The organism is Jezberella sp., assembly GCF_964834465.1.
The window spans coordinates 93,155-116,912 of sequence record NZ_CBAZRM010000013.1 but is presented as its reverse complement, the minus strand read 5'-3'; the positions used below and the strand labels follow the sequence as shown (position 1 = coordinate 116,912).

29 protein-coding genes are annotated in these 23,758 nt (G+C 48.9%); 16 read left to right on the top strand and 13 right to left on the bottom strand.

All coding sequences use genetic code 11. The features are described 5' to 3' along the window. From AC1W8Y_RS11710 to AC1W8Y_RS11700, 3 genes are all read right to left on the bottom strand, one after another. Nucleotides 1-592, bottom strand: a 592-nt coding sequence (locus tag AC1W8Y_RS11710) for a helix-turn-helix domain-containing protein (protein ID WP_482014658.1), incomplete at its 3' end; no start/stop codon positions are given. Between the two features lie 121 nt (nt 593-713). Then, nucleotides 714-1,475 (bottom strand): alpha/beta hydrolase family protein, encoded by a 762-nt coding sequence (locus AC1W8Y_RS11705; protein ID WP_482014657.1) that lies wholly within the window; start codon nt 1,473-1,475, stop codon nt 714-716. Between the two features lie 327 nt (nt 1,476-1,802). After that, the gene (locus AC1W8Y_RS11700) at nt 1,803-2,708 is read right to left on the bottom strand and encodes a DMT family transporter (protein WP_482014656.1); all 906 of its coding nucleotides are present in this window, start codon (nt 2,706-2,708) and stop codon (nt 1,803-1,805) included. Between the two features lie 74 nt (nt 2,709-2,782). On the opposite strand from AC1W8Y_RS11700, the gene AC1W8Y_RS11695 reads away from it, so the two are divergent. The 5 genes from AC1W8Y_RS11695 to AC1W8Y_RS11675 all read left to right on the top strand — a co-directional run bounded on the left by AC1W8Y_RS11695 (nt 2,783) and on the right by AC1W8Y_RS11675 (nt 6,236). Beyond that, on the top strand, nt 2,783-3,499 hold the full coding sequence (locus AC1W8Y_RS11695) for an ArsR/SmtB family transcription factor (RefSeq protein ID WP_482014655.1): 717 nt from the start codon (nt 2,783-2,785) through the stop codon (nt 3,497-3,499). An 85-nt stretch (nt 3,500-3,584) separates the two neighbouring features. Next, nucleotides 3,585-3,842: a type II toxin-antitoxin system Phd/YefM family antitoxin gene (locus AC1W8Y_RS11690; protein ID WP_482014654.1), complete on the top strand. Its 258-nt coding sequence runs from the start codon at nt 3,585-3,587 to the stop codon at nt 3,840-3,842. Then, nucleotides 3,832-4,095, top strand: a complete 264-nt coding sequence (locus AC1W8Y_RS11685) for a Txe/YoeB family addiction module toxin (protein WP_482014653.1) — start codon at nt 3,832-3,834, stop codon at nt 4,093-4,095. Before AC1W8Y_RS11690 ends, AC1W8Y_RS11685 begins: the two co-directional genes overlap by 11 nt. 289 nt (nt 4,096-4,384) lie before the next feature. Further along, complete coding sequence (locus AC1W8Y_RS11680) at nt 4,385-5,644, top strand: MFS transporter (protein ID WP_482014652.1); 1,260 nt, start codon at nt 4,385-4,387, stop codon at nt 5,642-5,644. 7 nt (nt 5,645-5,651) lie between these two features. Next, nucleotides 5,652-6,236 (top strand): uracil-DNA glycosylase family protein, encoded by a 585-nt coding sequence (locus AC1W8Y_RS11675; RefSeq protein WP_482014651.1) that lies wholly within the window; start codon nt 5,652-5,654, stop codon nt 6,234-6,236. 74 nt (nt 6,237-6,310) lie between these two features. Here AC1W8Y_RS11675 and AC1W8Y_RS11670 read toward each other — a convergent pair whose 3' ends face one another. Then, complete coding sequence (locus AC1W8Y_RS11670) at nt 6,311-7,240, bottom strand: Bug family tripartite tricarboxylate transporter substrate binding protein (protein ID WP_482014650.1); 930 nt, start codon at nt 7,238-7,240, stop codon at nt 6,311-6,313. 554 nt (nt 7,241-7,794) lie between these two features. Here AC1W8Y_RS11670 and AC1W8Y_RS11665 point away from each other — a divergent pair. The 4 genes from AC1W8Y_RS11665 (at nt 7,795) to AC1W8Y_RS11650 (ending at nt 10,099) form a co-directional block, all read left to right on the top strand. Then, the gene (locus AC1W8Y_RS11665; protein WP_482014649.1) at nt 7,795-8,301 is read left to right on the top strand and encodes an HPP family protein; all 507 of its coding nucleotides are present in this window, start codon (nt 7,795-7,797) and stop codon (nt 8,299-8,301) included. 67 nt (nt 8,302-8,368) lie between these two features. After that, nucleotides 8,369-9,274 (top strand): DNA-3-methyladenine glycosylase 2, encoded by a 906-nt coding sequence (locus tag AC1W8Y_RS11660; RefSeq protein ID WP_482014648.1) that lies wholly within the window; start codon nt 8,369-8,371, stop codon nt 9,272-9,274. 98 nt (nt 9,275-9,372) lie between these two features. Continuing rightward, nucleotides 9,373-9,573 (top strand): DinB family protein, encoded by a 201-nt coding sequence (locus AC1W8Y_RS11655; protein ID WP_482014647.1) that lies wholly within the window; start codon nt 9,373-9,375, stop codon nt 9,571-9,573. Between the two features lie 127 nt (nt 9,574-9,700). Further along, nucleotides 9,701-10,099 carry an MAPEG family protein gene (locus AC1W8Y_RS11650; RefSeq protein WP_482014646.1) on the top strand — a complete coding sequence of 133 codons (399 nt, stop codon included), beginning with the start codon at nt 9,701-9,703 and terminating at the stop codon, nt 10,097-10,099. 159 nt (nt 10,100-10,258) lie between these two features. Here AC1W8Y_RS11650 and AC1W8Y_RS11645 read toward each other — a convergent pair whose 3' ends face one another. Next, nucleotides 10,259-10,837, bottom strand: a complete 579-nt coding sequence (locus AC1W8Y_RS11645) for a phosphorylase family protein (protein WP_482014645.1) — start codon at nt 10,835-10,837, stop codon at nt 10,259-10,261. Nucleotides 10,838-10,864: 27 nt separating this feature from the next. Next, nucleotides 10,865-11,530: a DsbA family oxidoreductase gene (locus tag AC1W8Y_RS11640; RefSeq protein ID WP_482014644.1), complete on the bottom strand. Its 666-nt coding sequence runs from the start codon at nt 11,528-11,530 to the stop codon at nt 10,865-10,867. A gap of 155 nt (nt 11,531-11,685) precedes the next feature. Here AC1W8Y_RS11640 and AC1W8Y_RS11635 point away from each other — a divergent pair, with 155 nt between their 5' ends. Then, a complete protein-coding gene (locus AC1W8Y_RS11635) occupies nt 11,686-12,558 on the top strand; it encodes a DMT family transporter (RefSeq protein WP_482014643.1) in 873 nt (290 codons plus the stop codon). A 115-nt stretch (nt 12,559-12,673) separates the two neighbouring features. Continuing rightward, complete coding sequence (locus AC1W8Y_RS11630) at nt 12,674-13,255, top strand: nitroreductase family protein (protein ID WP_482014642.1); 582 nt, start codon at nt 12,674-12,676, stop codon at nt 13,253-13,255. Nucleotides 13,256-13,315: 60 nt separating this feature from the next. On the opposite strand, the gene AC1W8Y_RS11625 is transcribed toward AC1W8Y_RS11630, so the two are convergent. Beyond that, on the bottom strand, nt 13,316-13,888 hold the full coding sequence (locus AC1W8Y_RS11625) for a TMEM175 family protein (protein WP_482014641.1): 573 nt from the start codon (nt 13,886-13,888) through the stop codon (nt 13,316-13,318). Nucleotides 13,889-14,008: 120 nt separating this feature from the next. Between AC1W8Y_RS11625 and AC1W8Y_RS11620 the strand changes: the two genes are divergently transcribed. After that, complete coding sequence (locus tag AC1W8Y_RS11620; protein ID WP_482014640.1) at nt 14,009-15,181, top strand: mandelate racemase/muconate lactonizing enzyme family protein; 1,173 nt, start codon at nt 14,009-14,011, stop codon at nt 15,179-15,181. Between the two features lie 3 nt (nt 15,182-15,184). Here the strand turns inward: AC1W8Y_RS11620 and AC1W8Y_RS11615 are convergent, their stop codons facing one another. The 4 genes from AC1W8Y_RS11615 to AC1W8Y_RS11600 form a co-directional block, all read right to left on the bottom strand. Continuing rightward, nucleotides 15,185-16,726 carry a hypothetical protein gene (locus tag AC1W8Y_RS11615; RefSeq protein WP_482014639.1) on the bottom strand — a complete coding sequence of 514 codons (1,542 nt, stop codon included), beginning with the start codon at nt 16,724-16,726 and terminating at the stop codon, nt 15,185-15,187. A gap of 79 nt (nt 16,727-16,805) precedes the next feature. Continuing rightward, a complete protein-coding gene (locus AC1W8Y_RS11610) occupies nt 16,806-17,987 on the bottom strand; it encodes a hypothetical protein (RefSeq protein WP_482014638.1) in 1,182 nt (393 codons plus the stop codon). A 20-nt stretch (nt 17,988-18,007) separates the two neighbouring features. Continuing rightward, complete coding sequence (locus AC1W8Y_RS11605) at nt 18,008-18,673, bottom strand: cupin domain-containing protein (protein WP_482014637.1); 666 nt, start codon at nt 18,671-18,673, stop codon at nt 18,008-18,010. Between the two features lie 140 nt (nt 18,674-18,813). Next, nucleotides 18,814-19,155 (bottom strand): BON domain-containing protein, encoded by a 342-nt coding sequence (locus AC1W8Y_RS11600; RefSeq protein ID WP_482014636.1) that lies wholly within the window; start codon nt 19,153-19,155, stop codon nt 18,814-18,816. Here AC1W8Y_RS11600 and AC1W8Y_RS11595 point away from each other — a divergent pair. The 3 genes from AC1W8Y_RS11595 to AC1W8Y_RS11585 all read left to right on the top strand — a co-directional run bounded on the left by AC1W8Y_RS11595 (nt 19,154) and on the right by AC1W8Y_RS11585 (nt 20,707). Beyond that, nucleotides 19,154-19,435 carry a hypothetical protein gene (locus tag AC1W8Y_RS11595; protein WP_482014635.1) on the top strand — a complete coding sequence of 94 codons (282 nt, stop codon included), beginning with the start codon at nt 19,154-19,156 and terminating at the stop codon, nt 19,433-19,435. The two genes, AC1W8Y_RS11600 and AC1W8Y_RS11595, sit on opposite strands and share 2 nt — an antisense overlap. A 14-nt stretch (nt 19,436-19,449) precedes the next feature. Further along, nucleotides 19,450-19,836: a translational machinery protein gene (locus tag AC1W8Y_RS11590; protein WP_482014634.1), complete on the top strand. Its 387-nt coding sequence runs from the start codon at nt 19,450-19,452 to the stop codon at nt 19,834-19,836. A gap of 61 nt (nt 19,837-19,897) precedes the next feature. Further along, nucleotides 19,898-20,707 (top strand): SDR family NAD(P)-dependent oxidoreductase, encoded by an 810-nt coding sequence (locus AC1W8Y_RS11585; protein WP_482014633.1) that lies wholly within the window; start codon nt 19,898-19,900, stop codon nt 20,705-20,707. Between the two features lie 114 nt (nt 20,708-20,821). On the opposite strand, the gene egtB is transcribed toward AC1W8Y_RS11585, so the two are convergent. Further along, nucleotides 20,822-22,060, bottom strand: coding sequence for an ergothioneine biosynthesis protein EgtB (gene egtB / locus AC1W8Y_RS11580; protein ID WP_482014632.1), 1,239 nt, complete (start codon nt 22,058-22,060; stop codon nt 20,822-20,824). Continuing rightward, entirely contained in the window at nt 22,050-23,000 is a 951-nt protein-coding gene (gene egtD, locus AC1W8Y_RS11575; RefSeq protein WP_482014631.1) for an L-histidine N(alpha)-methyltransferase, read from the bottom strand. Before egtD ends, egtB begins: the two co-directional genes overlap by 11 nt. An 88-nt stretch (nt 23,001-23,088) precedes the next feature. Between egtD and AC1W8Y_RS11570 the strand changes: the two genes are divergently transcribed. Beyond that, a complete protein-coding gene (locus AC1W8Y_RS11570; RefSeq protein ID WP_482014630.1) occupies nt 23,089-23,373 on the top strand; it encodes a DUF427 domain-containing protein in 285 nt (94 codons plus the stop codon). Nucleotides 23,374-23,758: the final 385 nt, after the last annotated feature.

The window sequence follows — 23,758 nt, the reverse complement described above, 5'->3', positions numbered from 1 at the left end:
GGATATTGTTCGGCAACCCATACTCTTTGAACAGTCTCTCGAAGACGCCAAAGGCATCTGCTTCTCGCGTACTCTCGAGGCCCTCACAACAGATTAAAAAGCGAGAGGCATAGTCCGTCACGGTTAAGGGGTAACAATAATTTTTGTTACCCAACATGAACTCACCCTTGTAGTCTGTACACCAGAGTGTGTTGGGCACGTGGGTATCCGATAATGGAGTGCCTTCCAAACGAGTTCGTCTGCGCCGCTTCTTTGTCACCAAGCCGTTACGATCGAGCACGGCGTGAACGGTGCTCTTGGCGGGCAAGGCGACATCTGGATAATGCGTATGAATCCGCTCTCGGATCTTTGGCGCACCCCAAGTCGGAAACTCTTTCTTGACCTGCACAATGAGTTTTTCAATCTGAAAGGGCAGCCGGTTCGCCTGTCGAAAGGGTTTTCGACTGCGGTCGGTAAAGGCCTTCATTCCAGACTCTTTGTACCGATCGACGATTTTGTGCCCTGTTACCCGAGAAATACCAAACTCTCGGCACAGAGCAGAAATCGACTCCCCATCCAGAAATCTAGACACAAATCTTAGTTTTTCGTCCATTTTCGTACTTTCCGTCCAAGGCATAGTGGTCCCCTCCTATGCCAAAACTGTAAAGTATGTGTCCGGTATAAAACGTAAACTGTGTGTCGGGCACTACACTAAACCACCTTCGGTGGTTTTTTCATTTAGGCAAATTTTGTTTGAATATGAAGTTCCAGATGTAATTTGCCGCTTCATCAAAAGACCCTTCATACATATGGTGGCCACTGGTGGATGGATCTCCCCCAGATTCACCTCCATGAACGGCTGAGAATTGTGTGGGACCTCCATTAAAAGTCTTAATCTTTTTATATAGGTTTTCAGCGTTTGAATATGAGGTCCATCTTCCATTCGCATCATCTTCGTGATGTAAAACTAAAACTGGAATATTAAGTGGACCATCGACGCTCGTTTCGTTGCGACTGCCGCTGAAAATAATGCCTGCTAAAAGCTTTTGATTGTTGGGCGATTGATTTAAAAACTCTGCTTCGCTAATGGCTCCATTACTATGGCCAATAAGATAAAGTGGCTTATTGGTTTTCTCTTTGTAGAATTGAATTACGTTGAGTATACGAGACAGGTGGTCTTTTGAGTACCTAGGGGCAATATTTCCACCACGCATACCAAGAGAGTATGGGCTATCTACAAATACAAAATCCAGACCAGAGCTTTTCTGGCTCGCATCATAGAGCTTAGATAATACCCAAGATGGTTTTGCTGGATTTTTCGCGGCAATATTAAAGCTTCCATCACCGCCAGGCATGAAAATTAGTACTGCTTTCGAATTTAGGCTAGACCAATAGGCAGTTGTAGTTTCAGGATCAGACCCTGGAACTTGAATAATTTCAGCTATCGATAGGCCGGAAATGAGCATCGTTACAATGGTGATAACCAGTTTTTTCATAATTAATTTCCTTCGCAAGGCTGGGGCTTAGCATAAAGCAGTCTTGTGTCGGTGGTTCGATTCCGCCCCGGGCCACCATCTGATTTCCTAAAAAACCTGGCTCTACCCCATTAACGGGGGATGAGCAGTATTCGGCTCTACCCCATTAACGGGGGATTGCATTTCTGGGCTTGTTTTACTCAGTTTTATACCGAGCACATTGTTTACAGGTTGGCGACGTCCTTTTGAACGGACAAAACCTGAAACGTCTAGTTACGGGACGGTTAAATCATAAGTGTCGTGTTACACGACAGTTCGAAAGGTGGGCCAGTATGTAATTGACGGACTTTATTTTCGAGCAGGAATCGTCATTGCGGCTACACCTATGACCACACAGCCAAGACCCATCCATATTGTTGGTGACAAAGACTCACCTAGAAAAATAGCCCCAATTGCTACACCGATAGGCACACGAAGATACGCTTGCGATGTCGTACCGACCGAACCAAGAGTCTGGACTAGTCGAAAATAGATCACAAACGCAATCGCGGTGGAAAATACGGACAACATCAATAAGGCGGCTGTCGAATTAAAAGACGGCTGTAACGCCCATGGTCGATCAAAAATCAAACTGATCGGTATAAGTACTATTGCACCGGCAATTAAGGAACCAGCAGCAGGGACTAAAGGCGATAAGCCTTGAAATGAACGGCCGTATATGGCAGCACCCGCATAGCAAATAGTCGCAGCAACAATCGCCAGCTGCGGAAGCACTTGGTCTCCAAGGCCGTTAAGTGCACTAAATCCGATGATCAGACATATTCCCAATAGCCCTGCCATGACGCCGACTAGTTTTCTAGTCGTTACGGCCTCGTGTTTTGTTAAAAACCATGTGACAAAAAAAACAAAGACCGGAGCAGTTGAGTTCAAAATTGTCGCTACGCCGGCTTCAACGTATTGCTCAGCCCAAGCAATCAAGGTGAATGGGATCACACTATTCAAAGAAGCCTGTACGAATAGTCGCTTCCATACAGCCCAGCTACGAGGCATAGCTACACCAGATACTGACATCCACCCAATTAATAGTAAGCCTGCAATCAACGTCCTTGCCGCGATAAGTGTTACAGGAGGAATAGTCTCAACACCTACGCGGATAAAAGTATAAGAGGCACCCCAAAGTGTTGAAAGCAGTATAAGCAAGAAGATATCAACTGCTTTACTAGTAGCCAGCGCCGTTTGTTTAGTTGTTTGCATAGCGGCAACCTTGATTTATTAAAGTTGCCATAATATTCTTTGTATCGCAATAATGCTTCGATCACGGTCAAACCATGGATAGCAAAGTATTAAACGTCGATATTTCTATCGTAGCGGCAGCAATAGCTGATCCAACTCGGTCGCGAATGCTCTGCTGCTTAATGGATGGCCGTGCTAGAACCAGCACAGAGTTGGCGTTGATTGGAGAAGTTACCCCATCCACGGCAAGTTCTCATATTACAAAACTAAAAGCACGTAGTTTAGTAACAGAGGTAATTCAAGGGCGACATCGATATTTTCAACTCGCGGATGAACAAGTCGCCCACGCGCTAGAAGCATTAATGGTTATAAGTGAAAGTTCGCTCAGGAAATATGAGCCAAACACACCTAAATCACTTCGAGCGGCAAGAACTTGCTACGACCACATGGCTGGTACTTTCGCAGTTGAATTGCATGATCGGCTAATTGACCTCGACTGGATAACAAAAACTTCGAAGAAAAAATCAAATTATCAACTAACTGATTTCGGAGTGGTTTCGCTTAACGCTTTGGGCGTTGAAACGTCACTACCGCCAGCGTCCCGCAGAGCTTTGGTATGCGCCTGTCTTGATTGGAGCGAAAGGCGTTTCCACTTAGGCGGAACAATTGGGGCTACCTTGTTAACATTTTTCTTGAATAACAAGTGGGTTACTAAAGACCTGAATAGCCGAAGCCTTAGTATTACGAAGCGCGGCTATGCTGGATTGGAGTCTTATTTCGGTATATCGAGCAATCAATCACCAAGATCCTAGCTGACCACCTGGGGGTGCGATGGCTTGTACTAAAAATCCACCTTCTGTATACTTGTACAACTTACAAGACAACTTCGAGTCAATCATGCGGGTTATTAATTTTTCTGATGCCAGAAACCAATTCAAGCAAGTTATTGATCAAGTCGTGGCAGATTGCGACGTGGCCATTATCTCTCGCAGGGATGCCGAGGACGCAGTTGTCATGTCGTTGGATACCTACAACAGCATGATGGAAACATTCCATTTAATGAAATCTCCTGCGAACGTAAAACATCTGGAGAAATCATTGGCGCAGTACCGTAAGGGGCAAGTCAAGCCAAAGGCTTTGGTAGATGCTAAGTAAGCTCGTGTGGACTAATGCCGCATGGTCTGACTATGTTTATTGGCAAGGGCAGGACAAGAAAACGCTCAAACGCATCAATCTATTGGTCAAAGAAACTATGCGATCGCCAGAAGATGGAATTGGTAAACCCGAAGCACTTAAAGAGAATCTATCTGGTTTATGGTCTAGACGCATAGACGATGTCAATCGCTTAGTCTATGCGATTGAAAAAGACCAGTTAGTCATTATTGCTTGTCGCTATCACTATGAGTAAACCCTGAACGATTTGGATCGAACATCCTCAAGCCCTGGTCGATTCCGCCTCGGGCCACCATCTGATTACTTAAAAACCCTAGCGTTCGCGCTCACCCAGTGATAAAAGACGATAGTTACGTTGGCAAGAAGCGTCGGGGTGATAAAAAGAAGAACAATATATTTGTTTGGGAAACGATGGGAAGTATATAAATGTCAATTATCAAAAGCACAAGCCAACTGCGTGCCATCTACAAAGCACTCTTAGCAGGCTTGAAAAGCTCAACCGACAAAGCCAGCGAGGCTCAGCGTTGAGCGTTCAGGGGCAGGTGCCCAGCAGCATTCACGACCCACTCCCGCCAGCTTTTCACAAGCTGGCGATCTCGAATTTATTGGCTCAATCTGCAGAGCAGTTGACCTTGGCTGCTGTGCCCATTGTGGCTGTGCTCATGCTTCAGGCTGGTCCCGGACAAATTGGTGTGCTTGCCGCAGTCCAGTCATTGCCTTTTTTGCTGTTCTCCATGCCATTGGGTTTGTTGGCCGATAGCATGTCGCGCAGAAAGCTCATGCTCCTTTCCGAAATACTTCGGGTGCTTGCCTTGATGGTCTTAATTGCTGGCCTGCTGCTTGATCAAATCAGCTTGCCCTTGTTAGCGGCTGTCGGATTTTTTGCGGCTGTGGGAACGGTTGGCTTCAGTGTCAGTGCACCTTCTTTGGTGCCCGCACTGGTCAATAGAGAAAATTTGGCCAAAGCCAATGGCCGCTTGGAGCTGGCAAGGAGTATGGCATTTGCGGGTGGCCCAGCCTTGGCGGGGGCCCTCATCGCCTGGATGGGCGCTTCGACGTCCTTCGTTTTGTCTTTCATGCTCTCTTTGGCTGCCGTAGGTTTTTTAAATCAAATCAAAGAGCCGGCCAGACAAGCAGCACCAGACAGACATCCTTGGCTAGAGCTCAAAGACGGGGCCCATTTTGTTTGGACCCATGAACTTTTACGACCCATTTTGTTCACTTCTGTGGCGTGGAATATCTCTTGGTTTGTGTTGCAAGCCATCTATGTTCCATATGCCATTCGCACCTTGGGCATGAGTTCGAGTGCGGTTGGCCTCACACTAGCGTGTTATGGCGCTGGCATGATTTTCGGATCACTCATGGCATCCAAAATTGTGGCTCGCATTGCATTTGGCAATGCCATATTGCTGGGGCCATTTTTCTCGGTTTTGGCAGCGGCTGTCATGGCGGCTACTCATTTTTGGCCAACGTCCGCAGTGGCTGGCTTGTCATATTTTCTTTTCGGATTCGGCCCAATCATCTGGACCATCACTTCCACCACACTCCGCCAGAGTGTCACCCCCAACACCTTGATGGGGCGAGTCACCGCCATCAACATCGTGGCGGGTACGGGCGCTCGCCCGATAGGCGCTTTGCTGGGTGGCTTAGTAGGCGAGACTTTTTCAGATTTAGCCAGCTTGCTGGTGGTCGTCGCAGGCTTTTCTGTTCAGGCAATTATCATCAGCCTTTCTAGAGTCAGGTCCCTTCAATCCTTAAGTGAACTACGAGAAAGATCAAACTAAATTTGACATGACGCAAACTCTCGCCAGGCTCGTTCAAGAAATCCGCTCTTGTACCTTGTGTACCGAGCATTTACCGCTGGGCCCAAGACCCATTATTCAGGTCAGTAGCGCGGCCAACATCCTCATCGTGGGTCAGGCGCCTGGTAGCCGAGTTCATGAAACAGGAATCCCATTCAATGATCCAAGTGGTGACCGTCTTAGGGAGTGGATGGGCATTGATAAGGAAGTCTTTTATGACGATAGCAGGATTGCTTTGATGCCAATGGGCTTTTGTTTTCCTGGGACAGGTAAATCAGGCGACCTACCTCCAAGACCAGAATGTGCTGCTACATGGCGAGTCAAACTGTTGGAGCGACTACCCAATATCAAGCTAACCATTGTTGTTGGTCAATACGCTCAAGCATGGCATTTAGACAAAAGCAATAAAGCGAATTTGACTGAAACAGTCGTGGCGTGGAAGAGCTATTGGCCTAAGGCAATTCCTTTGCCACATCCAAGCCCCAGAAACAATATTTGGCTAAAGAAAAATCCTTGGTTTGAGGTAGAGGTTTTACCTTCGCTCAGAAGGAAGGTGAAAGCGCTATTGAAATAGGCTCAGGCATCCTCGGCGCTGGCCGACTCTGCCTCGGGCTGCCCGATGACTTTCTATTCTGAATAGATTCCTTTTTATTCGAGTTCAATATGGCGATCTTTTGCTACCTTGGTCCAGCGCGCAATGTCCTCTTTAATATAGGCATCAAATTGTTGTGGTGTCATGGGCATGAGCGTCATGGCTTCACTTGACATTTTTTCTGCGAACTCTGGGCTGGAGAGTACGTTATTTAACGCTGCATTCAACTTAATGACGATTGGCTCTGGAATGTTAGCAGGGCCTGCAATGCCATACCATTGCTGTCCATCAAAGCCTGAGAAGCCTAATTCTTGGAACGTTGGGATGCTAGGTTCTGCAGGGCTGCGCTGCTGACCTGTGACGGCCAACGCACGAACCCGATCTGACTTGAGATAAGGAATCGCAGCAAACAAAGTGGGGAGCATGGCATTGGTTTGTCCACCAATCAAATCAGTGAAGGCTGGTGCAATACCGCGATAGGGCACATGAACCATCAAGACATCAGCAGCCATCTTAAATTGTTCCATCCCAAGATGCGTGAGTGTGCCGGGACCTGAACTGCCGTAGCTCAGCTTGTCTGGATTTTTTTTGGCATAGGCAACGAACTCAGCCAAATTTTTCGCAGGCACTTGGGCATTTGCAATCAATACATTGGGTGTGGCACCAATCATACCGATGGGTGTGAAATCTTTCGACGCGTCATAGTTAAGTTTACGAACTGCAGGATTGGTTCCGTGGGTGCCTACATAGGCAATCATGAGTGTGTAGCCATCTGGGCTTGCTTTTGCAGTTGTCATAGAAGCAATTGCACCACCGGCACCGGATAAGTTTTCCACAATGACGCTTTGGCCAAGGTTCTTAGAGAGGCGTTCCGCGACTGCTCGAGCGATATTATCGAGCCCACCCCCCGCAGCGACAGGCGCTATGAGCCTGATCGGTCTTACTGGGTAAGTATTGGCAGTTTGAGCATAACCGCTTAGGCTCATCGTCAAGCTAAACATAGCGACGAATGCTGACAAAAAAATCGGCATTGACTTGTTAATCGATGTACACATATCTTAGATCCAAACCATGATGATGTATTTACGTTGTCAATCTTCAAATGCTTTGGGGAAAAACTGTTAACTTTTTAATGCAGAGATGAGTTCACAGTAGAAAAACAGGACAAAATGACAAAGCTATGTATGACGATGACAGTGTTGGGAAGATAGTACCGCCGAATGACACGATGAAAACAAGCGAGATACCTTCATGGCTTCAAGCCGCTCGTGATGCTTGGCAGTGGCGTGGTTCAGGTAGGCCTGATTTTGCGCAATTACCTAAACGAGGCCAAGTGTCGGTTTGGGATTTTCCACGCCCCCTCCCGGGATCTGAACTTTTAAAAACCAGTCAAACCTCAGCCAGGTGGATTTTATGGTGGCGGGATTACACCAGCGCGGGTTGGCCCGTTTAAAGGGGGCACCGGAAGCGCCGGGTGGTAACGACAACATATTTTGTGATCAGCGTTTCAAAAGCTCATCAGTCGCTATATGATGCCAACATGAAAACCATATTACTTCGATTGCTTTGGGTCTCAATCGGCGCTGGTGTCGCCATTACGTTAACCCTGCTTGCAACCAAAGCAACCACGCCACTGTTACTCGCCTCGCTTGGTGGCACAACATTATTTTTGTTTGGTTTATCGACGACACCCGCAGCTCAGCCACGAGCCGTTTTTGGTGGACATCTATTGAGCAGCTTGATTGGTGTCGTTTGCGTTCAAACGTTGGGTGACGCGACATGGGTATCGGTCGTGGCCGTCGTGATGACGATTAGCGTCTTACTCGTCACACGTACCGTGCATCCCCCGGCAGGCGCCAACCCTTTGATCATGATTCAAGCACATGCCAACTTTAGCCATATAGGACTCACGGTGCTAGTGGGGATAAGTATTATTTCTGCCGTCGCTTGGCTCTGGAGCCGCCTCGGCGTTGGCACTAAGAAATATCCGGTGTCATGGGATCAACCCTCTCCCCCCACGTTGAACTGGGGTATTTGGGGTGACTAGGATCACATGAGAAAGCTCACTGCCAACTGTGATAGTGGCTACTATCGCCAGACCTTGGTGACTCAAGATGAGCACTCTTGATTCAAGGCAGCCCCCCCGCCTGCAGCTGTCATACCATCCTCCCTACCATGTTCAGTCTGTCCTTCATTTCTTTGCAGTTCGTGCCGTACCCGGATTAGAGTGCGTAACGACCGAACCAGATGGGTCGGCAGCGTTTGCACGCGTTTTTCAAATTCAAGTTCAAGGTCATCGCCATGTCGGATGGGTTCATCTTCAATTTGAAGAGAACGCTGACTGTGTCAGCGTAGGCTTGAGCGACACCCTGTTGTCTGTCGCGCCAGCGGTGCTACAACAAACTTGCTGGGCGTTAGATTTGGACGCCGATTGCAAAGCGATTGACGCGGCGCTCAAGGTTGATTTTCCGCATTGCCTAGGTTGGCGGGTACCTGGTGCATGGGATGGTTTTGAGACAGCGGTACGCGCTGTATTGGGTCAACAAATCACCGTTACGGCAGCAAGAACGCTGACCAAGCGGCTGGTTCACACCTTTGGTGTGCCCGTCTCGACACCATGGCCTGAGCTGACGCATGCATTTCCCACACCCCAAGTTCTCTTACAAGTGACTGAGGATGAATTGGGTCAACTAGGGATAATTAAACAACGACAAAAGGCCATTCACGCACTGGCCCATGCGGTGCTTCACGAGGGACTCGTGTTGAATCCAGGGCCGCAGACATCAAGGACTGTCGAGGCACTGATGCAATTGCCGGGCATTGGGGATTGGACGGCACAGTACATCGCCATGCGCTGTCTGCGCTGGCCCGATGCATTTCCAGCGGGAGACGTTGCGATTCAAAATTGCCTGGATGTGCGGGGTCACAAAAAACCGGCGCTCGAAGCCGTATCGCTTGCAAAAAAGTGGCAACCTTGGCGCAGTTATGCCGTTATCCGACTTTGGCACGGGGGATTCTAATGTCGTTTCAGTATAAATATATAGACTCGCCCCTTGGTGAGATTCTCATCGCAGCCAGTGATGAAGGGATCAAAGGTTGATAGCCTTGGTCGGAAACGGTGACTGATCAGTGGTTGCAGGGAACACTCACTTACACGACTTCACGGGGCATCCCAGCCACGAAACCAATAGACCGGTTGGTTGTTCATATTTTCAATCACCAAACGCACCATCGCGGGCAAGCGCACTGCTTGCTCACGCATTTTGGGGTCACCCCAGAGGACACTGATTTCCTGGTCATGCCAAACTTCCCCCACTAACGCCGATTTTCAAACTCAGTAAAAGCCATACTACTGGCTCGTCCGCTTTTTACTTTTTGCTAACATCTGAGGCATCGGCAGAATCATGACCCTTACTATATTTACACTCTCAACCTGTGAGCACTAAATGCTATTAGTTACTTCTTTGATCAGCGCCGCCTTAACTATCATTTACATCAAGCTTTCTTTTGCCGTCATTGGACTTAGACGGAAAAATAAAGTGAGCCTTGGTAGCGGTGGCCACGTCGATCTTGAAAGAGCGATTCGTGCCCACGGCAACTTCGCCGAGTATGTGCCACTAGCGATTATCTTGATTGGCTGTCTCGAATTGAATGGGGCGCCGTGGTGGTTGGTGGGGATTGCAGGCTTAGCATTGATTGCTGGTCGTTTGCTACATGCTGCGGGCATTAGCGTCGCGCCTCCCGATTTTAGTCAGCGGGTGTTGGGCATGAAATTTACTTTCTACACCCTGATCGCTCTCGTGATTGCGAATATCGGTTGGGCTTTATATAAACTCGTGCTGTAATTTATCCATCAACGTCAGGTGAGTTTCATCACTGGAGATACTCATGCTAGAACTGCGCCCGAATTGTGGCGGAGAGCTGGTTGCCCGCCCTCGTCGACCAGCAGACAAGGTTGTTAAATACCCCGCATCCACCCATCGTGTGTTTAAGGGTTGGTCGTATCAGTCAGGATGCCTGTCACCGAACTGACGTTGCAACTTTTCGATAAACAAGGTTTGCCCTTGATTAACTTGTTGCGACCATGTTTGAGCAGATACCTCGTTCGCGTCATCCGAGATAAATTTGTAGGATAGCCAGTCGATATCATGTTCGTGGGCGACAGACGCTATGGCGAACAATTCCATGTCGACCACATCAACGCCGTGCTCGATTAGCCAATCATCCTGTTTCGTGACAAAACTATCACCGGTTCCACAAACGTGGCCGTCTACCGCTGATACATATCTATTGGGTTTACTGGAAAACGGTACTGACCCTCTCGGTGCCAACGGCTCAGCAATCATGTCTCTCTGTACGACAGAACCAATTTCTATCAACCCAGATAAGTGGGGCGTGATTTTCCCCACCGTGCCAAAATTAACAATTAAGGCAGGCGCGTATTCTTTGATGGCTTTGAAGGTTGCAATCGCTGCATTAATTTTGCCCACACCAGCGTAAACAACCGGAATATTCGCCGGCAAGACCTCACGACCAAGTTCTTCTTCAAGTGCGACAATAACAACCAACGAACGTTTAATCATGTGACCATGGTGGCGTAGAAAAATCGATTAACTTGCTCTGAGTAATCTCTCGAAGGCATTCACAAACGCGTCGGGTGGTTGAGCACCCTGCAAAAGATACTGATCGTTGAGAATGATCGAGGGAACAGAAGAAATACCCGCATCGGTATAAATTGCTTGCTCTGCTCTGACGTCTGCAGCGAACTCATTCGTCGCGAGTATTCGATGAGCACGAGCGGGATCCAGCCCTGCCCGACTGACGGCATCTAACAAATTCTGTTCATCGTCCAGGCTCACGGCTAAACAAAAGTAGGTATTGAGCAATTCTCTTTTTAGAGCAGCTTGCTTGAACGCATCGTTCTCTTTGGCTGCCCAGTAAAGCAACCGATGCGCATTAAAGGTGTTGTAAACCCTTTTACGGCCTTCAGGATGAAACGAGAAGCCTGCCTCGTGTGCATTCGCTCGTATGCGCTTTTGATTCGCGATTACCTGATCTGGGCTCAGGCCATATTTCTCGGTGAGATGTTCAATCGCGTCTTGCCCACCCACTGGCATCGTTGGATTGAGTTCAAAAGGCTTGAAATGCACTTCAAAATTAACCCTATCACTCAATTCAGCCATTGCTTTCGTCAAGTTTCCCAAACCGACGGCGCACCAGGGGCACGCCACGTCAGATACAAAGTCAATTTTGATGGTGGGGTTCATCGCATCCATTTTAAAACGTCCCTCTATGACCTAGTCAGGTTTGCGCTCAAGCGCGAATCATACGAGTTTAGTGACATCTGTGCCGACGGCGACGTTTACTCACGTAAAACGGCCTAAAATCGGTGCGGCCACAAATCTAACAAAGACAACAGCATCCATCGCTCATGAAATTAAAGCTCGAAAGCGCAATTGCACCACTATTCGTTTTAATTTGGAGCACTGGGTTTATTATCGCTCGACTTTCAATGCCCTACGTTGAACCCGCTACGTTTCTGTTCTGGCGTTTTGCGGGGGTTTTGATGGCGATGGCAGGTTTGAGCCTGATTTGGAAAATCACTTGGCCGAGCTGGTCGCAGGTCAAACACATTGCCTTTGCAGGCCTTTTGCTTCACTTTGGCTATCTCATCGGCGTCTGGTGGGCGGTACGTCTGGGGATGACTGCGGGTTTAGTTGCCATCATCGTTGGATTGCAACCAATTTTGACGGCCTGGTTCTCTGCATGGGTCTCTGAAAAAGTGACACCGAAACAGTGGTTAGGTTTAGGGTTTGGTTTTGCAGGCGTGGCATTCGTGGTCGCCGAGAAAATTGGGTTCGCTCATCTCCCCGTCACCGCCTATTTTCTGGCTTTTGGGGGGTTGCTATCCATTACCTTCGGCACGCTTTATCAAAAGAAATTCTGCCCGGTGTTTGACCTGAGAGCCGGTTCATCTATCCAGTTTAGTATCTCTGCACTTGCCTGCTTTGTTTGTATGTATTTCTTCGAGTCAGGGGTGATGGTCTGGAATCTACCAGTGGTTTCTGCACTGTTATGGGCCATTTTTCCACTGTCCATCGGTTCGATAAGCTTGCTTTTCATGATGATTCGCAAGGGCGCAGCAACCAAAGTCACCAGCTTGCTCTATTTAACGCCACCCACGACCGCTGCGATGGCATGGCTATTTTTTCATGAACCCTTTACGCTCATGATGGGGGTTGGGTTGAGCCTGACGATGATGGGGGTGGTCTTGGTCAACGCTCGTCAAAAATCACCCATCTAAAGGATCGCCGTCAACAAGCTTATGTTTGTTAACAGACAGACCACGTTAACGATTTTCTTAGATGATCTGTGAGGTAAACCACCGGTTTATCCCGAAGACGAAGAGAGAATCCATCATGAGCCAAGAAAACCAATCCGTTATCGATATGATTAATGCACGACATTCTGTGCGGTCGTATTTATCCAAAAATGTCGATAAAGAAACGATTAAGCTTTTGTTGCGGTGTGCCGTGAACGCGCCTACCGCAATGGATGAAGAACCGTGTGAGTTTCTCATTATCCAGGATCAAGCGGTCTTAAAAGAAATATCGGATATCGCCAAACCGCTGCTGATGAAAACCAAGCCAACCACCCTCAATACAGGTCGACACGGTTCACTTCACGTGATCGATCCGGATCTCAATATCTTTTATGAAGCGGATACCTTGATTGTGATTCTTTCGAAACAGACAGGCTACTTCGTTGATGCGGATTGCTGGCTGGCGGCAGAGAGTCTCATGCTTGCTGCGACTTCGATGGGGCTAGGTACGTGCGTGATCGGGTGTGCCGTCGAAGCTTTGAATTTGATTGATTTAAAAACAAGACTTGGTCTTGACGCAAACGTGCGGGCGATTGCCCCCATTATCTTGGGGTTTCCTAAGGGCGAGACAACCCATACACATCGAAAAGAACCTAACATCGTCTCTTGGGTGGGCTAACTTTCTCAGGGGTTGCTGGGTCATTAGGCAAACGAGTTTGCGCTGCAACGTCACGAACGTTTAACGCAATGCCCGCTCAATACGCATGTCTGGGATAAGCCACAGACAGGCCACAGCAATATAGATGACGGTTGCCATCCACGGGTTCAGAAAAGACAACGCGATCCCGCAGACATAGAGCGCTGGGGACAACTTCCCCTTCCAGTCACGACCGATCTCGCGACGCAACGCCGATGCAGGCCCTTGCGTCGCAATAATGGCCGCTTGTAGTATCCAGTAAGAGAGCGCCGCGGCAAGCAGTACCAATCCGTATAACGCGGTTGGTAGCGTCGACAGCTGATTCTCACCCATCCAGCCCGTTGCAAATGGTAAAAGAGAAAGCCAGAACAACAAGTGCAGATTCGCCCACAATACACCCCCGGTGACAGTGGTCGCCGCATGCAGTAAATGATGGTGATTGTTCCAGTAAATCCCAACATAAACAAAGCTCAGCACATAGCTAAGAAAAACCGGCATAATCGGCATCAGCCCGTCAATGGTGGTGTCATGCGGGACTTTCAGTTCGAGCACCATGATCGTGATGATGATGGCGAGTACGCCATCACTAAATGCCTCTAGTCGATTTGTTCGCACTGCCAGTCCTTTTTAGGGTTAACGTCTTCGCTCGGCTCGTCGCGATGGCTTAGGCGCTCGCACAAGGCCAAACTTTCATTAAACTATTGTGACATACCCTCAGCTCACCCCGAAGACCACATGAAAATCACTGAAATCAGAGAAGTCACTCTCCCTATTAGTTCTCCGATCAGAAATGCTTACATCGACTTCACGAAAATGACCTTGAGTCTTGTCGCTGTCATGACTGATGTTGTGCGCGATGGTAGGCCAGTGATTGGATACGGCTTTAACTCTAACGGGCGCTATGGTCAGGGCAAGTTAATGCGCGAGCGCTTTATCCCACGAGTCATGGAGGCAGACCCTGAGGCTTTGTTAGACGATGGTGGCAAGAATCTAGATCCTCACAAGATTTGGGCAGCAATGTACACCAACGAAAAGCCCGGCGGCCACGGTGAGCGGTCAGTCGCCATTGGTACCATCGATATGGCTGTCTGGGACGCTGTGGCAAAAATCGAAGACAAGCCTCTCTTTCAGTTGCTTGCAGAACGCTATGGTGATGGGAAGCCCAACCGCAAGGTCTTCGTTTATGCGGCGGGTGGCTACTATTACCCAGGTCAAGATCACGAAAAGCTTAAAGACGAAATGCGTGGTTATATTGACCGCGGTTACACCGTGGTTAAACAGAAAATTGGTGGGGCGTCGCTGGACGAGGATTTGCGTCGAATCGATTCAGTTTTGAGTGTACTGAAGGATGGTCAGCGGCTCTGTGTCGATGCCAACGGACGCTTTGATCGAGATACGTCGGTTGCCTACGCCAAAGCGCTATCGCAATACGATTTATTTTGGTATGAAGAAGCAGGCGATCCGCTGGATTATGAATTGCAGGCGAATTTGCGCCATTATTATCAAAACCCAATGGCGACGGGTGAAAACCTGTTCTCAATGCAAGACGCACGCAACCTCATCCGCTATGGCGGTATGCGACCTGACCGTGATTATCTTCAATTTGATTGTGCCCTTAGCTACGGTCTTGTTGAGTATCTGCGTACCCTGAATATGCTGAAAGAGCATGGGTGGTCGGCTAGCCGCTGTATCCCGCATGGCGGACACCAAATGTCTTTAAACATTGCCGCTGGCCTAGGCTTGGGTGGTAACGAAAGTTATCCCGAATTATTTCAACCGTTCGGGGGGTTTCCCGATGGTGTGAAAGTTGAAAATAGCTATATCACCATGCCAGATTTACCGGGCATCGGGTTTGAGGGCAAATCTGATTTAATCAAAGTCATGCATGAACTCTCAGGTCAAGTGTGACCACTACGGGCGCAACTGACCTTTCTCGAAAACATAAACGGTGCTTGATCCGCAGGTTTTAACAAGCATCGGTGAACCACCGGCGCGCTCGAGCGTTTCTGGTTGTATCTGCCAAGCCCGATTGACATGATTTGAACTGACCGCAAAGTCATAACTTTTCTTAAAACGATTGATTGATATGAAGAACGGCATGGGGTCTAGGTTGACCGAGTACTGAGCCACGGACAGATTCAGTCGACTAAAGGTTTGGAGATATCTTGCATCCCAGTATTGTGCCAAACCTTGACGTGCGCCCGTTGATTCCAGTGCGTCATCGATGCACGATATCTCGCGAGGGTAGTAATGAAGACTGAGCTCATCGGATTTCAATAGATCAGAGGATGCGATTGTCAGCAGCGACACGAGCGTCACCACCAGGGTCAACGCGATCAACGTGAAGTAGTGTCGCAACCAATGCGCAAGGCCCCACACCACAATGATAAGAGGCCAGAAAAACAGCGGTATTAAATACCGCGCCCCAATGGCCGGAAGATTCGTTAAAAAAAGTAACGACGTGACAGTAGAAACAATCGACAAGCACGAAAACAGCACCAGCCAATCGAGTTTGAATGGTTCGCTTTTGTCTTTGAAAAATCGTTGAAAAGCACCACCCACCATCACCAGATACAGGACTGCCACCAACATCAATAGGGGATAAACCGAGATCGTATGAAGAACAATATCGGCAATGTTGTCTAACCGTTGCAAGCTGCCTTTGATGCCGATATGCGGATTGGGGCGCGTCGTATTCAAGGTGGTGAGCAACTTGGATGAGAAAAATCCTGTCGTCGATGCAAGGCACATAAAAGACAGTCGATAAAGTAGCTTGCGTGTGCAGTGATGACGTTCAATCAGGGCTTGGCAAAGGGTGATCGCCGTCAGCGGTATTAGCGCCTGCGTAATAAAAAAGCTATCGGAAACCGTTGAAAGAAATATGAGTGCACAGAAAGACAAAAGCGCAGACTTATTTCTTTTAACCAACCCCTCTGACGAGTTGATGCTTAGCCAAAGGGTGATCGAAAATAGCGACGCCAAAAACACACCAAAATGAAAGACACTCACCAGCATGAGCGCAAAAGGCCCACCCGATATGAAATCAAACGGCTTATTGCAAGACAACGCAAACAAACTTAGCACCGCAACTACCAATGCCGCGGATACTGAAGGTTTTGGTATGGTAATTTTTCGACCAACAGACCAAAGCACGAGAAAGAGCAAGGCGGTTTGCGCGATGGCAACCGCTATGATCTGAAGATACGGACTCAGCCCAGCGCAATAGGCAAGCAAGAAGAGACCCAGATCGGGAAAAAAATACGGTGCTGGGGGCAAAGACCACTCAGACAGGCGCCCCCCCTTGGCCACAAGATCTTCGATAAAAGAAGGTAGAAACAAGGTATCTGAGTTCAGCAGATGCCCCTGGATGGCACCACCGCCCAAGAACTGCACAACGATGTTTGCAAGGCAAAGCGCACAGATCGCAATCGCAAATAAATTGAATCGTTTCATGGCTTATTATCGCCATATTTGCCGATTTTAAATAGTTGCCGCTAATGATTTCACCCCCGTGAGGGTGTCTCGCTCAAAGTCAATGAAACTGAAAGCCCGAGACACAACAGTGCGGGATTCGTGTCCAATGCGCTAGCAGAGCAACTGCACAAGTCAAGGCGACAACCACAGTGACTGCGCCTGCATCGATGGCCTTATCCTTCGACGGATCACTCTTATCCTCGCTATGGCATGCCGCTGCAAAATAGGCAATCGTCAAAAGACTGGCACTGACATATATCCAACGCCCCCAATCGGTTGCCATCACATACAGCGGCAACTGACATGCCAGTGAACCCAGCACAGCGACAAGATACTGTGCCCGCGCTTTCGCAAATGCAGGCTGTCGCATCCTCAAGAAGATCGGACCAACGGACATGAGCCATCCGAGCACTAACGAGACGATGGCCCAGCCTGTGACCAAGAACCCAACGTTGGCAATCCCTTGTCGCATCGTATAACGCATTGTTTCAATCGCGCCACCATTCCACTTGGCAAAGTCTGTTGGGCTAATTGCTTGAGTAATCCCAAGCAACACTGTCTCAGTCACAGGGGGCTGAAACACAGTGATCGCCACCAACACTGCGGCTGACGGCAAGAGAATCCAACCCATCTCAGTGAGGCGGTATGGACGAGTATTGAACATCAACGCTAAAAGCGTCAAGAACAACGGATAAAAAAAGAATAACCCTTCATGCATCAACGTAATGGACAACAGTATCAGGCTCAACGAAACCGTTCGAGGTATCGCTTTCCCATTCTGCGCCCGTAACGCAAACGCCATGAACAGTGCCAATAAAACGACTTCTTTGCGGGCGCCACCCCAGCGATCCAAGACTGGAAACAAGAACGTGCATGGCGATAACAGCACGAACCAGTCACCCACGTATAACGTGCGCCGGTATTGACAAAGTTTTGCCATCCCGAGGTAAAGGATCGCGAGACAAACGGCTTTGGCCAGAAAGACCATCGACTCGGGCGACAGTTGCACGACATGTGCAGCATGGATCAGTAAAAATCCCGCGAAGCCTCGCCGCGTCAACCCACCGCCATAATTGATCAGCCACTCACCGACGGTATACACGTCAAATTTGTTCGGTAAGCTTTGTTGCCAGGCAATCAAAATGACAAAACCGCAAAGCAAGAGCAGTGCTAGACGTAATACAGTTTTTGAAAGTGTCGCGTTGATTTGCATCGAAAACGGATCTGAGAGTAGACGCACACGCGATCTATGGTTAACAGTTAGACAGAATGATGGAGGTGCCCAGTTTTGACGTAGATTACCGCACCCTCTGCTTTGGTCAACGGCGCATGTTTGCTATACCTGGGGCTCCTGATCCACGAGCCCGCACGGTACGATCCATGCTCATCGTGAAAAACACCTTCAAGCACAAAAATTTCTTCTCCGCCGGGATGCACATGGAGATTAAAAATTGTATTGGGTGCCCAACGCACGAGCGCCGTGCCAACCCCGTCAAAATCATGCAAAGGCATGACGGACAAGCCCGGAACCATGCCCGGATACCAAGGCGCAGTCACCGTGTCAATGCGCGTGCGTGCTGAGTCTCTTGAATGAAATTGTCTCAGTTTGACGAATAAGGTACAGCCCGAGAAGGATCGAGGTGCATGCGTGCTTCCAGGGGGATTGCGCAGGTAAGTACCCGCAGGATAGTCGCCGTGATCGTCTGAAAACATGCCGTCCAGGACGAGAATTTCTTCTCCGCCATCGTGTGTATGTTCACTGAAAGCGGCGTTCGGCTCGTATTTGACGACGGTCGTCGCACGAGCGACTTCATCACCAATTCGATCAAGCGGCTTTCGATAAACCCCCATGGCAGGAGACCTATCCCAATTGAGATCGAGAGTGTCGATCACCACCCGTTGGCTAAAATCAGCATTTACATTCATTTGATTGTCTAACTTGGATGAGTCGACCACGTTAGCACACAGAAGCGAGAGGGAGAACTGATTTTGTCGCTGTCTCGAGCATCAGCGCAACGACTCATGCCGGACGAATCCGGCATGCCGAGCAAAAAAACAAGCGCCTCTTAAAACGTTAACGCTTTCGAATCAACCGCTTTTACCCCTTTGACGTTTTTGGTCAAGTCAATCGCCAACGCACGTTCAGCGCCGCTACCGACCCTGCCATCCAGCGTAACAACACCCTGCTTCGTGGTCACCGCAATGTCTGTCCCTACGACATTACTTGAATAGAGCAAAGTCGACTTAACTTTGGTCGTAATCCAACTGTCGGACACGGACTGTTCGGTGGTGCCAACGAGTGTATTGGCCGCAACAACTTTGGGTGGACTCACCAGAATTCGATTGGTCACGGACACGACACCACGCGTGTTGGCAGCTAACCGTGAGCTTGGTGGATTGGTTGCCATGCTCGGTGGTCTAGACGCCATCGTCTTCACCGCAGGGATTGGTGAACACAGCAGTCTTATCCGCGGGCGAATTTGTGCCGCAGCAATTTGGCTTGGCGTTGAACTTGATCCGATTGCAAACACCACCGGGCTATGCAAGATCAGCAAGCCCGGGAGTCGCGTTTCAATATGGATCATCCCGACCAATGAAGAGTTGATGCTCGCGCGCCACACACAAGACCTGCTCATCAATCAAGTACTAACGGATGGGCAGGCTGAGTTTGCAAACCACTTATCCTGAAATGAGAGAAACAGATGCATAAAAATCATGCCGTTATTTGGATGGATCACCGTGAAGCGCACGTGCTCTACTTTGCCGGCGGTCAGGATGAGTCTATCCATAGCCAATCGACACATACACACCTGCACCACAAGGCACACGAAATAGGAAGCGGCAATGCCCCCGAAGATAGAAAATTTTTCGACAATGTCATTGCTGCTTTGAAAGACGTGGGCGAAATTCTGATTATCGGCCCTGGCTCTGCGAAGGCAGAATTCGCGACCTACATCCAAGCCCATCACCCCGAGATTGCTAAGCACATTGCCGGTGTCGAAACGGTAGACCACCCGACTGATCCGCAAGTGTTGGCTTATGCCAAAAAGTACTTTGCCCGCATCGACTCAGGCAAGTTTGCCCATTGACATTGCGCGCATGGCAAAATAGCGTCTAGCCGCCCAGCTCAGAGGCGGTGGGAGACGTAGCATGCAATTTTCTAACAAAGTCGCGATCGTGACTGGTGCTGGTGGGGGTTTGGGGCTGGCCATTTGTGAAAAACTGGCACGCGGTGGTGCTGCCGTGGTGGCACTGGATTACTCAAAAGCGATGGCAGACAAAGCCGTTGCTCATATGCTAGCGCTGACTCAACAACCCTGTGTATCCCTCGCTGTCGACGTGGCCGATCATCGATCGGTAGAGGGCGCATTTAAACTCATTGACGAAAAATTTAAGCATATCGATATACTGGTCAACTGCGCCGGTGTTCGAGAGGTCAAAACCATTTACGACTTAGCGCCGGAAGAATGGTTAAGAGTCATCGACATTAATTTGAATGGGCCCTACTTCTGTGCTCGCGAGGCAGCACTGCGCATGCGCACAACGGGTGGCGGGGCGATTGTCAATATCGCTTCGGTCGCCGGCATGATGGGGCTCACCCATCGCCCAGCCTACAACTCAAGTAAACACGGTCTGATAGGTTTGACCCGCAATCTGGCACTCGACTTGGCCGCAGATGGTATTCGCGTCAATGCTGTTGCGCCTGGCATTATCAGAACCCCACTCACTGATGCTTATTACAGCGATCCTCAGTTCATCCAGGGTCTGAATGAATTGGTTCCGATGGGGGCAGGGGGCACTCCCGAAGACATTGCAGATGCGGTTGCGTTTCTATGTTCGAAAGAAGCAAAATTTGTCAACGGCGTGGTCTTGCCAGTCGATGGTGGTTGGGCCTCAAGCAAAGGCTACACCACTGGCAAAGGCTCAGCGCAATTCACCTCTGCCAAAAATCAAACTTGAATGTTGAATATCTCTCAACACTCATCCCCCAGCAAGATCGAGATTACCCTTTTACAGTTGTTATCGATGCTGTGGGGTACGTCTTACACCTTGATTGCGGCACTTGGATACAAACTACGCGAGATCTCTCGCTAGCCGAAGGCCCGTCATTTGCCATCTTGCTCGTGTCGGAAAAAAATTGCGATACGTCGGGCGACTATGCCCGACTGTTGTATAGGCCGAACTGCCTCGCAAGACCATCTGGTTCACCATGAATTTACCGTTGTATTCACCGGCGATCCCCCCCCAAGGCTGATAACCCGGGTATGCGCTGTAAGAGCTACTTGTCCACTGCCAAACTTCACCGAACAAATCGGGTACAGACGCTCGATTGGCTTGTGCAAAAACCTCCCACTCATGCTCTGTGGGTAGTCGCGCGCCCACATAGCGATCAAGCGATTGGCTTGCCCATCGAGCAAAGGCGTCAGCCTCGAAATAGCTGATATTGCTAACGGGCGCTTGATCTTCTAACGGTACCCGACCGCTCAAAGAAAAATGGCTGAAACAGGACTTTGTTGCTTGCGGAATCCAATATAAAGGTGCCGTGATATTTTCTCGTTGCACCCATGCCCACCCTTCATCCAACCACCAGCGCGAATCTTGGTAACCACCACTGTCGATAAACGCTAGCCATTCATGATTTTTAACTAAAGTATTACTGATTGCATAGGGTTGCAAAAACACGGGATGGCGAGGCGCTTCGTTGTCAAAATGAAAGCTAGCACCGGTGTAACCAACCTCTTGCAGACCCGACTCGCCTGGTATCCAAACAAAGGGGTTAGAGGCTATCAGCCGTTCTGTACAACTGTCATAGGCGGGATAAAGCGAATTACTAGAAAGCAGATGTCGAAGATCGGTCAACAATAACTCTTGATGCTGTTGCTCGTGATTAATCCCTAACTCGACGATCCAAGTCAACTCGGGCGATGGCATTGCTTTTAAGAGCGCCTCGACCCGCTCATCAATGTTTGTGCGCCACTCGATGACCTCGCTCAAACTCGGACGCGTCAGCAGGCCACGTTGCGCCCTGGGGTGCTTGTCGCCAACCCCGTTGTAATAACTGTTAAACAACACCGCATAGTGAGGGTTCCAGAACTTGAACGCAGGTTCAAACGGTTTGAGCACCATCACTTCATAAAACCAAGTGACATGCGCCAGATGCCATTTCGCGGGACTTGCCTCTTCCATCGATTGCGCTTGGCAATCCTCGGGGCTCAGCGGACGAATCAACTCGGTCGAGTATTTTCTAGAGCCGTGAAAGCGAGTAAGCAGGGCTCTCTGGTGCTCAATCATGAGTGCATCTTTATTGTGCATAAATCACTGCAAAATATTGTTTGGGGTCGGTCCAGACATGAAAGGCTTGATAGCCCGCGGTGGTCAGCAGTGACTTTATCGAATCGATGGTGTATTTGTGAGAGTTTTCTGTATGAATCAGTTCACCACGGGTAAATAAGCGGCGATTGCCCTGCCAAGACACAACAACGTCTGACACGGCTTCGAGGTAAAGCTCGACTCGATTCATCTCGTGGTTAATCTTGATCACATGACGAAAATGCTCGACGTCAAAGTCTGCGCCCAACAGCCCATTCACGACACGCAAAATATTCAGGTTAAAGGCGGCGGTCAGCTTGAGCGGATCGTCGTAGGCAGGACGCAAAACGTCTTCGCCTTTCATGAGATCAACACCAATGAGCAATCCACCGCTTGGTGTTTGCGACTTGATCTGCTTTAACAAATGCTCAGACTCTGCCGCCAGAAAATTGCCAATACTCGAACCGGGGTAAAAAAAGGTACGCCGCGACAGTGGCAAACTTGCGGGCAACGAAAAGTTGGACGAAAAATCCATGCCTATGCCGTACATGTCAATTTGTGGATATTTGTTTTGTAGCTTAGGAACAACCTCGCGCAAGTAGTCAATCGAAAAATCAACTGCAACATAAGAGCTTGGCTGGATAGCGTCAAACAGGCTCTCTGCTTTCTGACAATTGCCAGCGCCAAGATCAATGAGACTGGTGTGGTGACCAATGGCTTGAGCAATCTCTTGCCGGAAAGTATTGAATATATCTTTCTCAGTCTTAGTGGGATAGTATTCAGGCAGCAACGTAATTGCTGTAAACAAATGCGACCCGAGATTATCGTAAAGAAATTTAGGGGAGATTGATGCGGTCGGTGCTAGCAAACTACGGGTCAGTTCTGCAACTAAGTGCGATTGATTCAACGGCTGACTATCAGTCAAAAAAACTGGCTCAAGCATGGGGGCCTATCGCTTAAAAAGTAGGTTCTCTTTATACCGCATTCACATCATCATCGTTCTAATTGAACACGAGCAACAGGGGTAAACAATGAAGGCACTATGGAACAATCAAGTAATCGCAAGCTCAAATCAGACGCAAGTGGTAGAAGGTAACCATTATTTTCCGCCCGCTGCCCTGCAAATGCAGTTTTTTAAACCTTCAAACAAGCAAACCATTTGCTCTTGGAAAGGTACGGCGAGTTATTTTGACGTCGTCGTCGGCGACAGCGTCAACGATGCAGCCGCTTGGTTTTACCCCGATCCAAAATCGGCTGCGAGCAATATTGCCGGATATGTTGCCTTTTGGAAAGGCGTTCAAGTCATTGCAGACTGAAGTTTCAAGACTCAACTGTGATCGGGGTGTTACTCAACATCCCTGCCATATGTTCGCGCACGAGTGCCTGCACAGCGTCGCTACTTAAATCGTCCTGACGAATGTCGAAGCTCATCTTCTAAATTCCTGTTAACCGACTCAGTGCCCCTCACATGACTGGGATCTTTGCCAAATACATCCTCAGCATAATTGAAAATCCCTGGTGCTTGGTCGGCCAAGGGTTTACCTGTATGGATCACGCAGCGGAACGCTCTACTATCCATACACTTGTATCTTTGAAGATGCTGCAAAGAAAGAAAACTCAGCCGGATGGCGATGTGATCCGTGTATATTAATCGTGCTTAGGCACACTTTTTGCTTCACCAGTTGCATCAACCTGTTTACT

Excerpts from the sequence above, each read along its gene's own strand:
- AC1W8Y_RS11705 (WP_482014657.1), bottom strand. The coding sequence starts at position 1,475 with ATGAAAAAACTGGTTATCACCATTGTAACGATGCTCATTTCCGGCCTA.
- AC1W8Y_RS11700 (WP_482014656.1), bottom strand. The coding sequence starts at position 2,708 with ATGCAAACAACTAAACAAACGGCGCTGGCTACTAGTAAAGCAGTTGAT.
- AC1W8Y_RS11695 (WP_482014655.1), top strand. The coding sequence starts at position 2,783 with ATGGATAGCAAAGTATTAAACGTCGATATTTCTATCGTAGCGGCAGCA.
- AC1W8Y_RS11690 (WP_482014654.1), top strand. The coding sequence starts at position 3,585 with ATGCGGGTTATTAATTTTTCTGATGCCAGAAACCAATTCAAGCAAGTT.
- AC1W8Y_RS11685 (WP_482014653.1), top strand. The coding sequence starts at position 3,832 with ATGCTAAGTAAGCTCGTGTGGACTAATGCCGCATGGTCTGACTATGTT.
- AC1W8Y_RS11675 (WP_482014651.1), top strand. The coding sequence starts at position 5,652 with ATGACGCAAACTCTCGCCAGGCTCGTTCAAGAAATCCGCTCTTGTACC.
- AC1W8Y_RS11670 (WP_482014650.1), bottom strand. The coding sequence starts at position 7,240 with ATGAGCCTAAGCGGTTATGCTCAAACTGCCAATACTTACCCAGTAAGA.
- AC1W8Y_RS11665 (WP_482014649.1), top strand. The coding sequence starts at position 7,795 with ATGAAAACCATATTACTTCGATTGCTTTGGGTCTCAATCGGCGCTGGT.
- AC1W8Y_RS11660 (WP_482014648.1), top strand. The coding sequence starts at position 8,369 with ATGAGCACTCTTGATTCAAGGCAGCCCCCCCGCCTGCAGCTGTCATAC.
- AC1W8Y_RS11650 (WP_482014646.1), top strand. The coding sequence starts at position 9,701 with ATGCTATTAGTTACTTCTTTGATCAGCGCCGCCTTAACTATCATTTAC.
- AC1W8Y_RS11645 (WP_482014645.1), bottom strand. The coding sequence starts at position 10,837 with ATGATTAAACGTTCGTTGGTTGTTATTGTCGCACTTGAAGAAGAACTT.
- AC1W8Y_RS11640 (WP_482014644.1), bottom strand. The coding sequence starts at position 11,530 with ATGGATGCGATGAACCCCACCATCAAAATTGACTTTGTATCTGACGTG.
- AC1W8Y_RS11635 (WP_482014643.1), top strand. The coding sequence starts at position 11,686 with ATGAAATTAAAGCTCGAAAGCGCAATTGCACCACTATTCGTTTTAATT.
- AC1W8Y_RS11630 (WP_482014642.1), top strand. The coding sequence starts at position 12,674 with ATGAGCCAAGAAAACCAATCCGTTATCGATATGATTAATGCACGACAT.
- AC1W8Y_RS11620 (WP_482014640.1), top strand. The coding sequence starts at position 14,009 with ATGAAAATCACTGAAATCAGAGAAGTCACTCTCCCTATTAGTTCTCCG.
- AC1W8Y_RS11615 (WP_482014639.1), bottom strand. The coding sequence starts at position 16,726 with ATGAAACGATTCAATTTATTTGCGATTGCGATCTGTGCGCTTTGCCTT.
- AC1W8Y_RS11605 (WP_482014637.1), bottom strand. The coding sequence starts at position 18,673 with ATGAATGTAAATGCTGATTTTAGCCAACGGGTGGTGATCGACACTCTC.
- AC1W8Y_RS11595 (WP_482014635.1), top strand. The coding sequence starts at position 19,154 with ATGCTCGGTGGTCTAGACGCCATCGTCTTCACCGCAGGGATTGGTGAA.
- AC1W8Y_RS11600 (WP_482014636.1), bottom strand. The coding sequence starts at position 19,155 with ATGGCAACCAATCCACCAAGCTCACGGTTAGCTGCCAACACGCGTGGT.
- AC1W8Y_RS11590 (WP_482014634.1), top strand. The coding sequence starts at position 19,450 with ATGCATAAAAATCATGCCGTTATTTGGATGGATCACCGTGAAGCGCAC.
- AC1W8Y_RS11585 (WP_482014633.1), top strand. The coding sequence starts at position 19,898 with ATGCAATTTTCTAACAAAGTCGCGATCGTGACTGGTGCTGGTGGGGGT.
- egtB (WP_482014632.1), bottom strand. The coding sequence starts at position 22,060 with ATGCACAATAAAGATGCACTCATGATTGAGCACCAGAGAGCCCTGCTT.
- egtD (WP_482014631.1), bottom strand. The coding sequence starts at position 23,000 with ATGCTTGAGCCAGTTTTTTTGACTGATAGTCAGCCGTTGAATCAATCG.
- AC1W8Y_RS11570 (WP_482014630.1), top strand. The coding sequence starts at position 23,089 with ATGAAGGCACTATGGAACAATCAAGTAATCGCAAGCTCAAATCAGACG.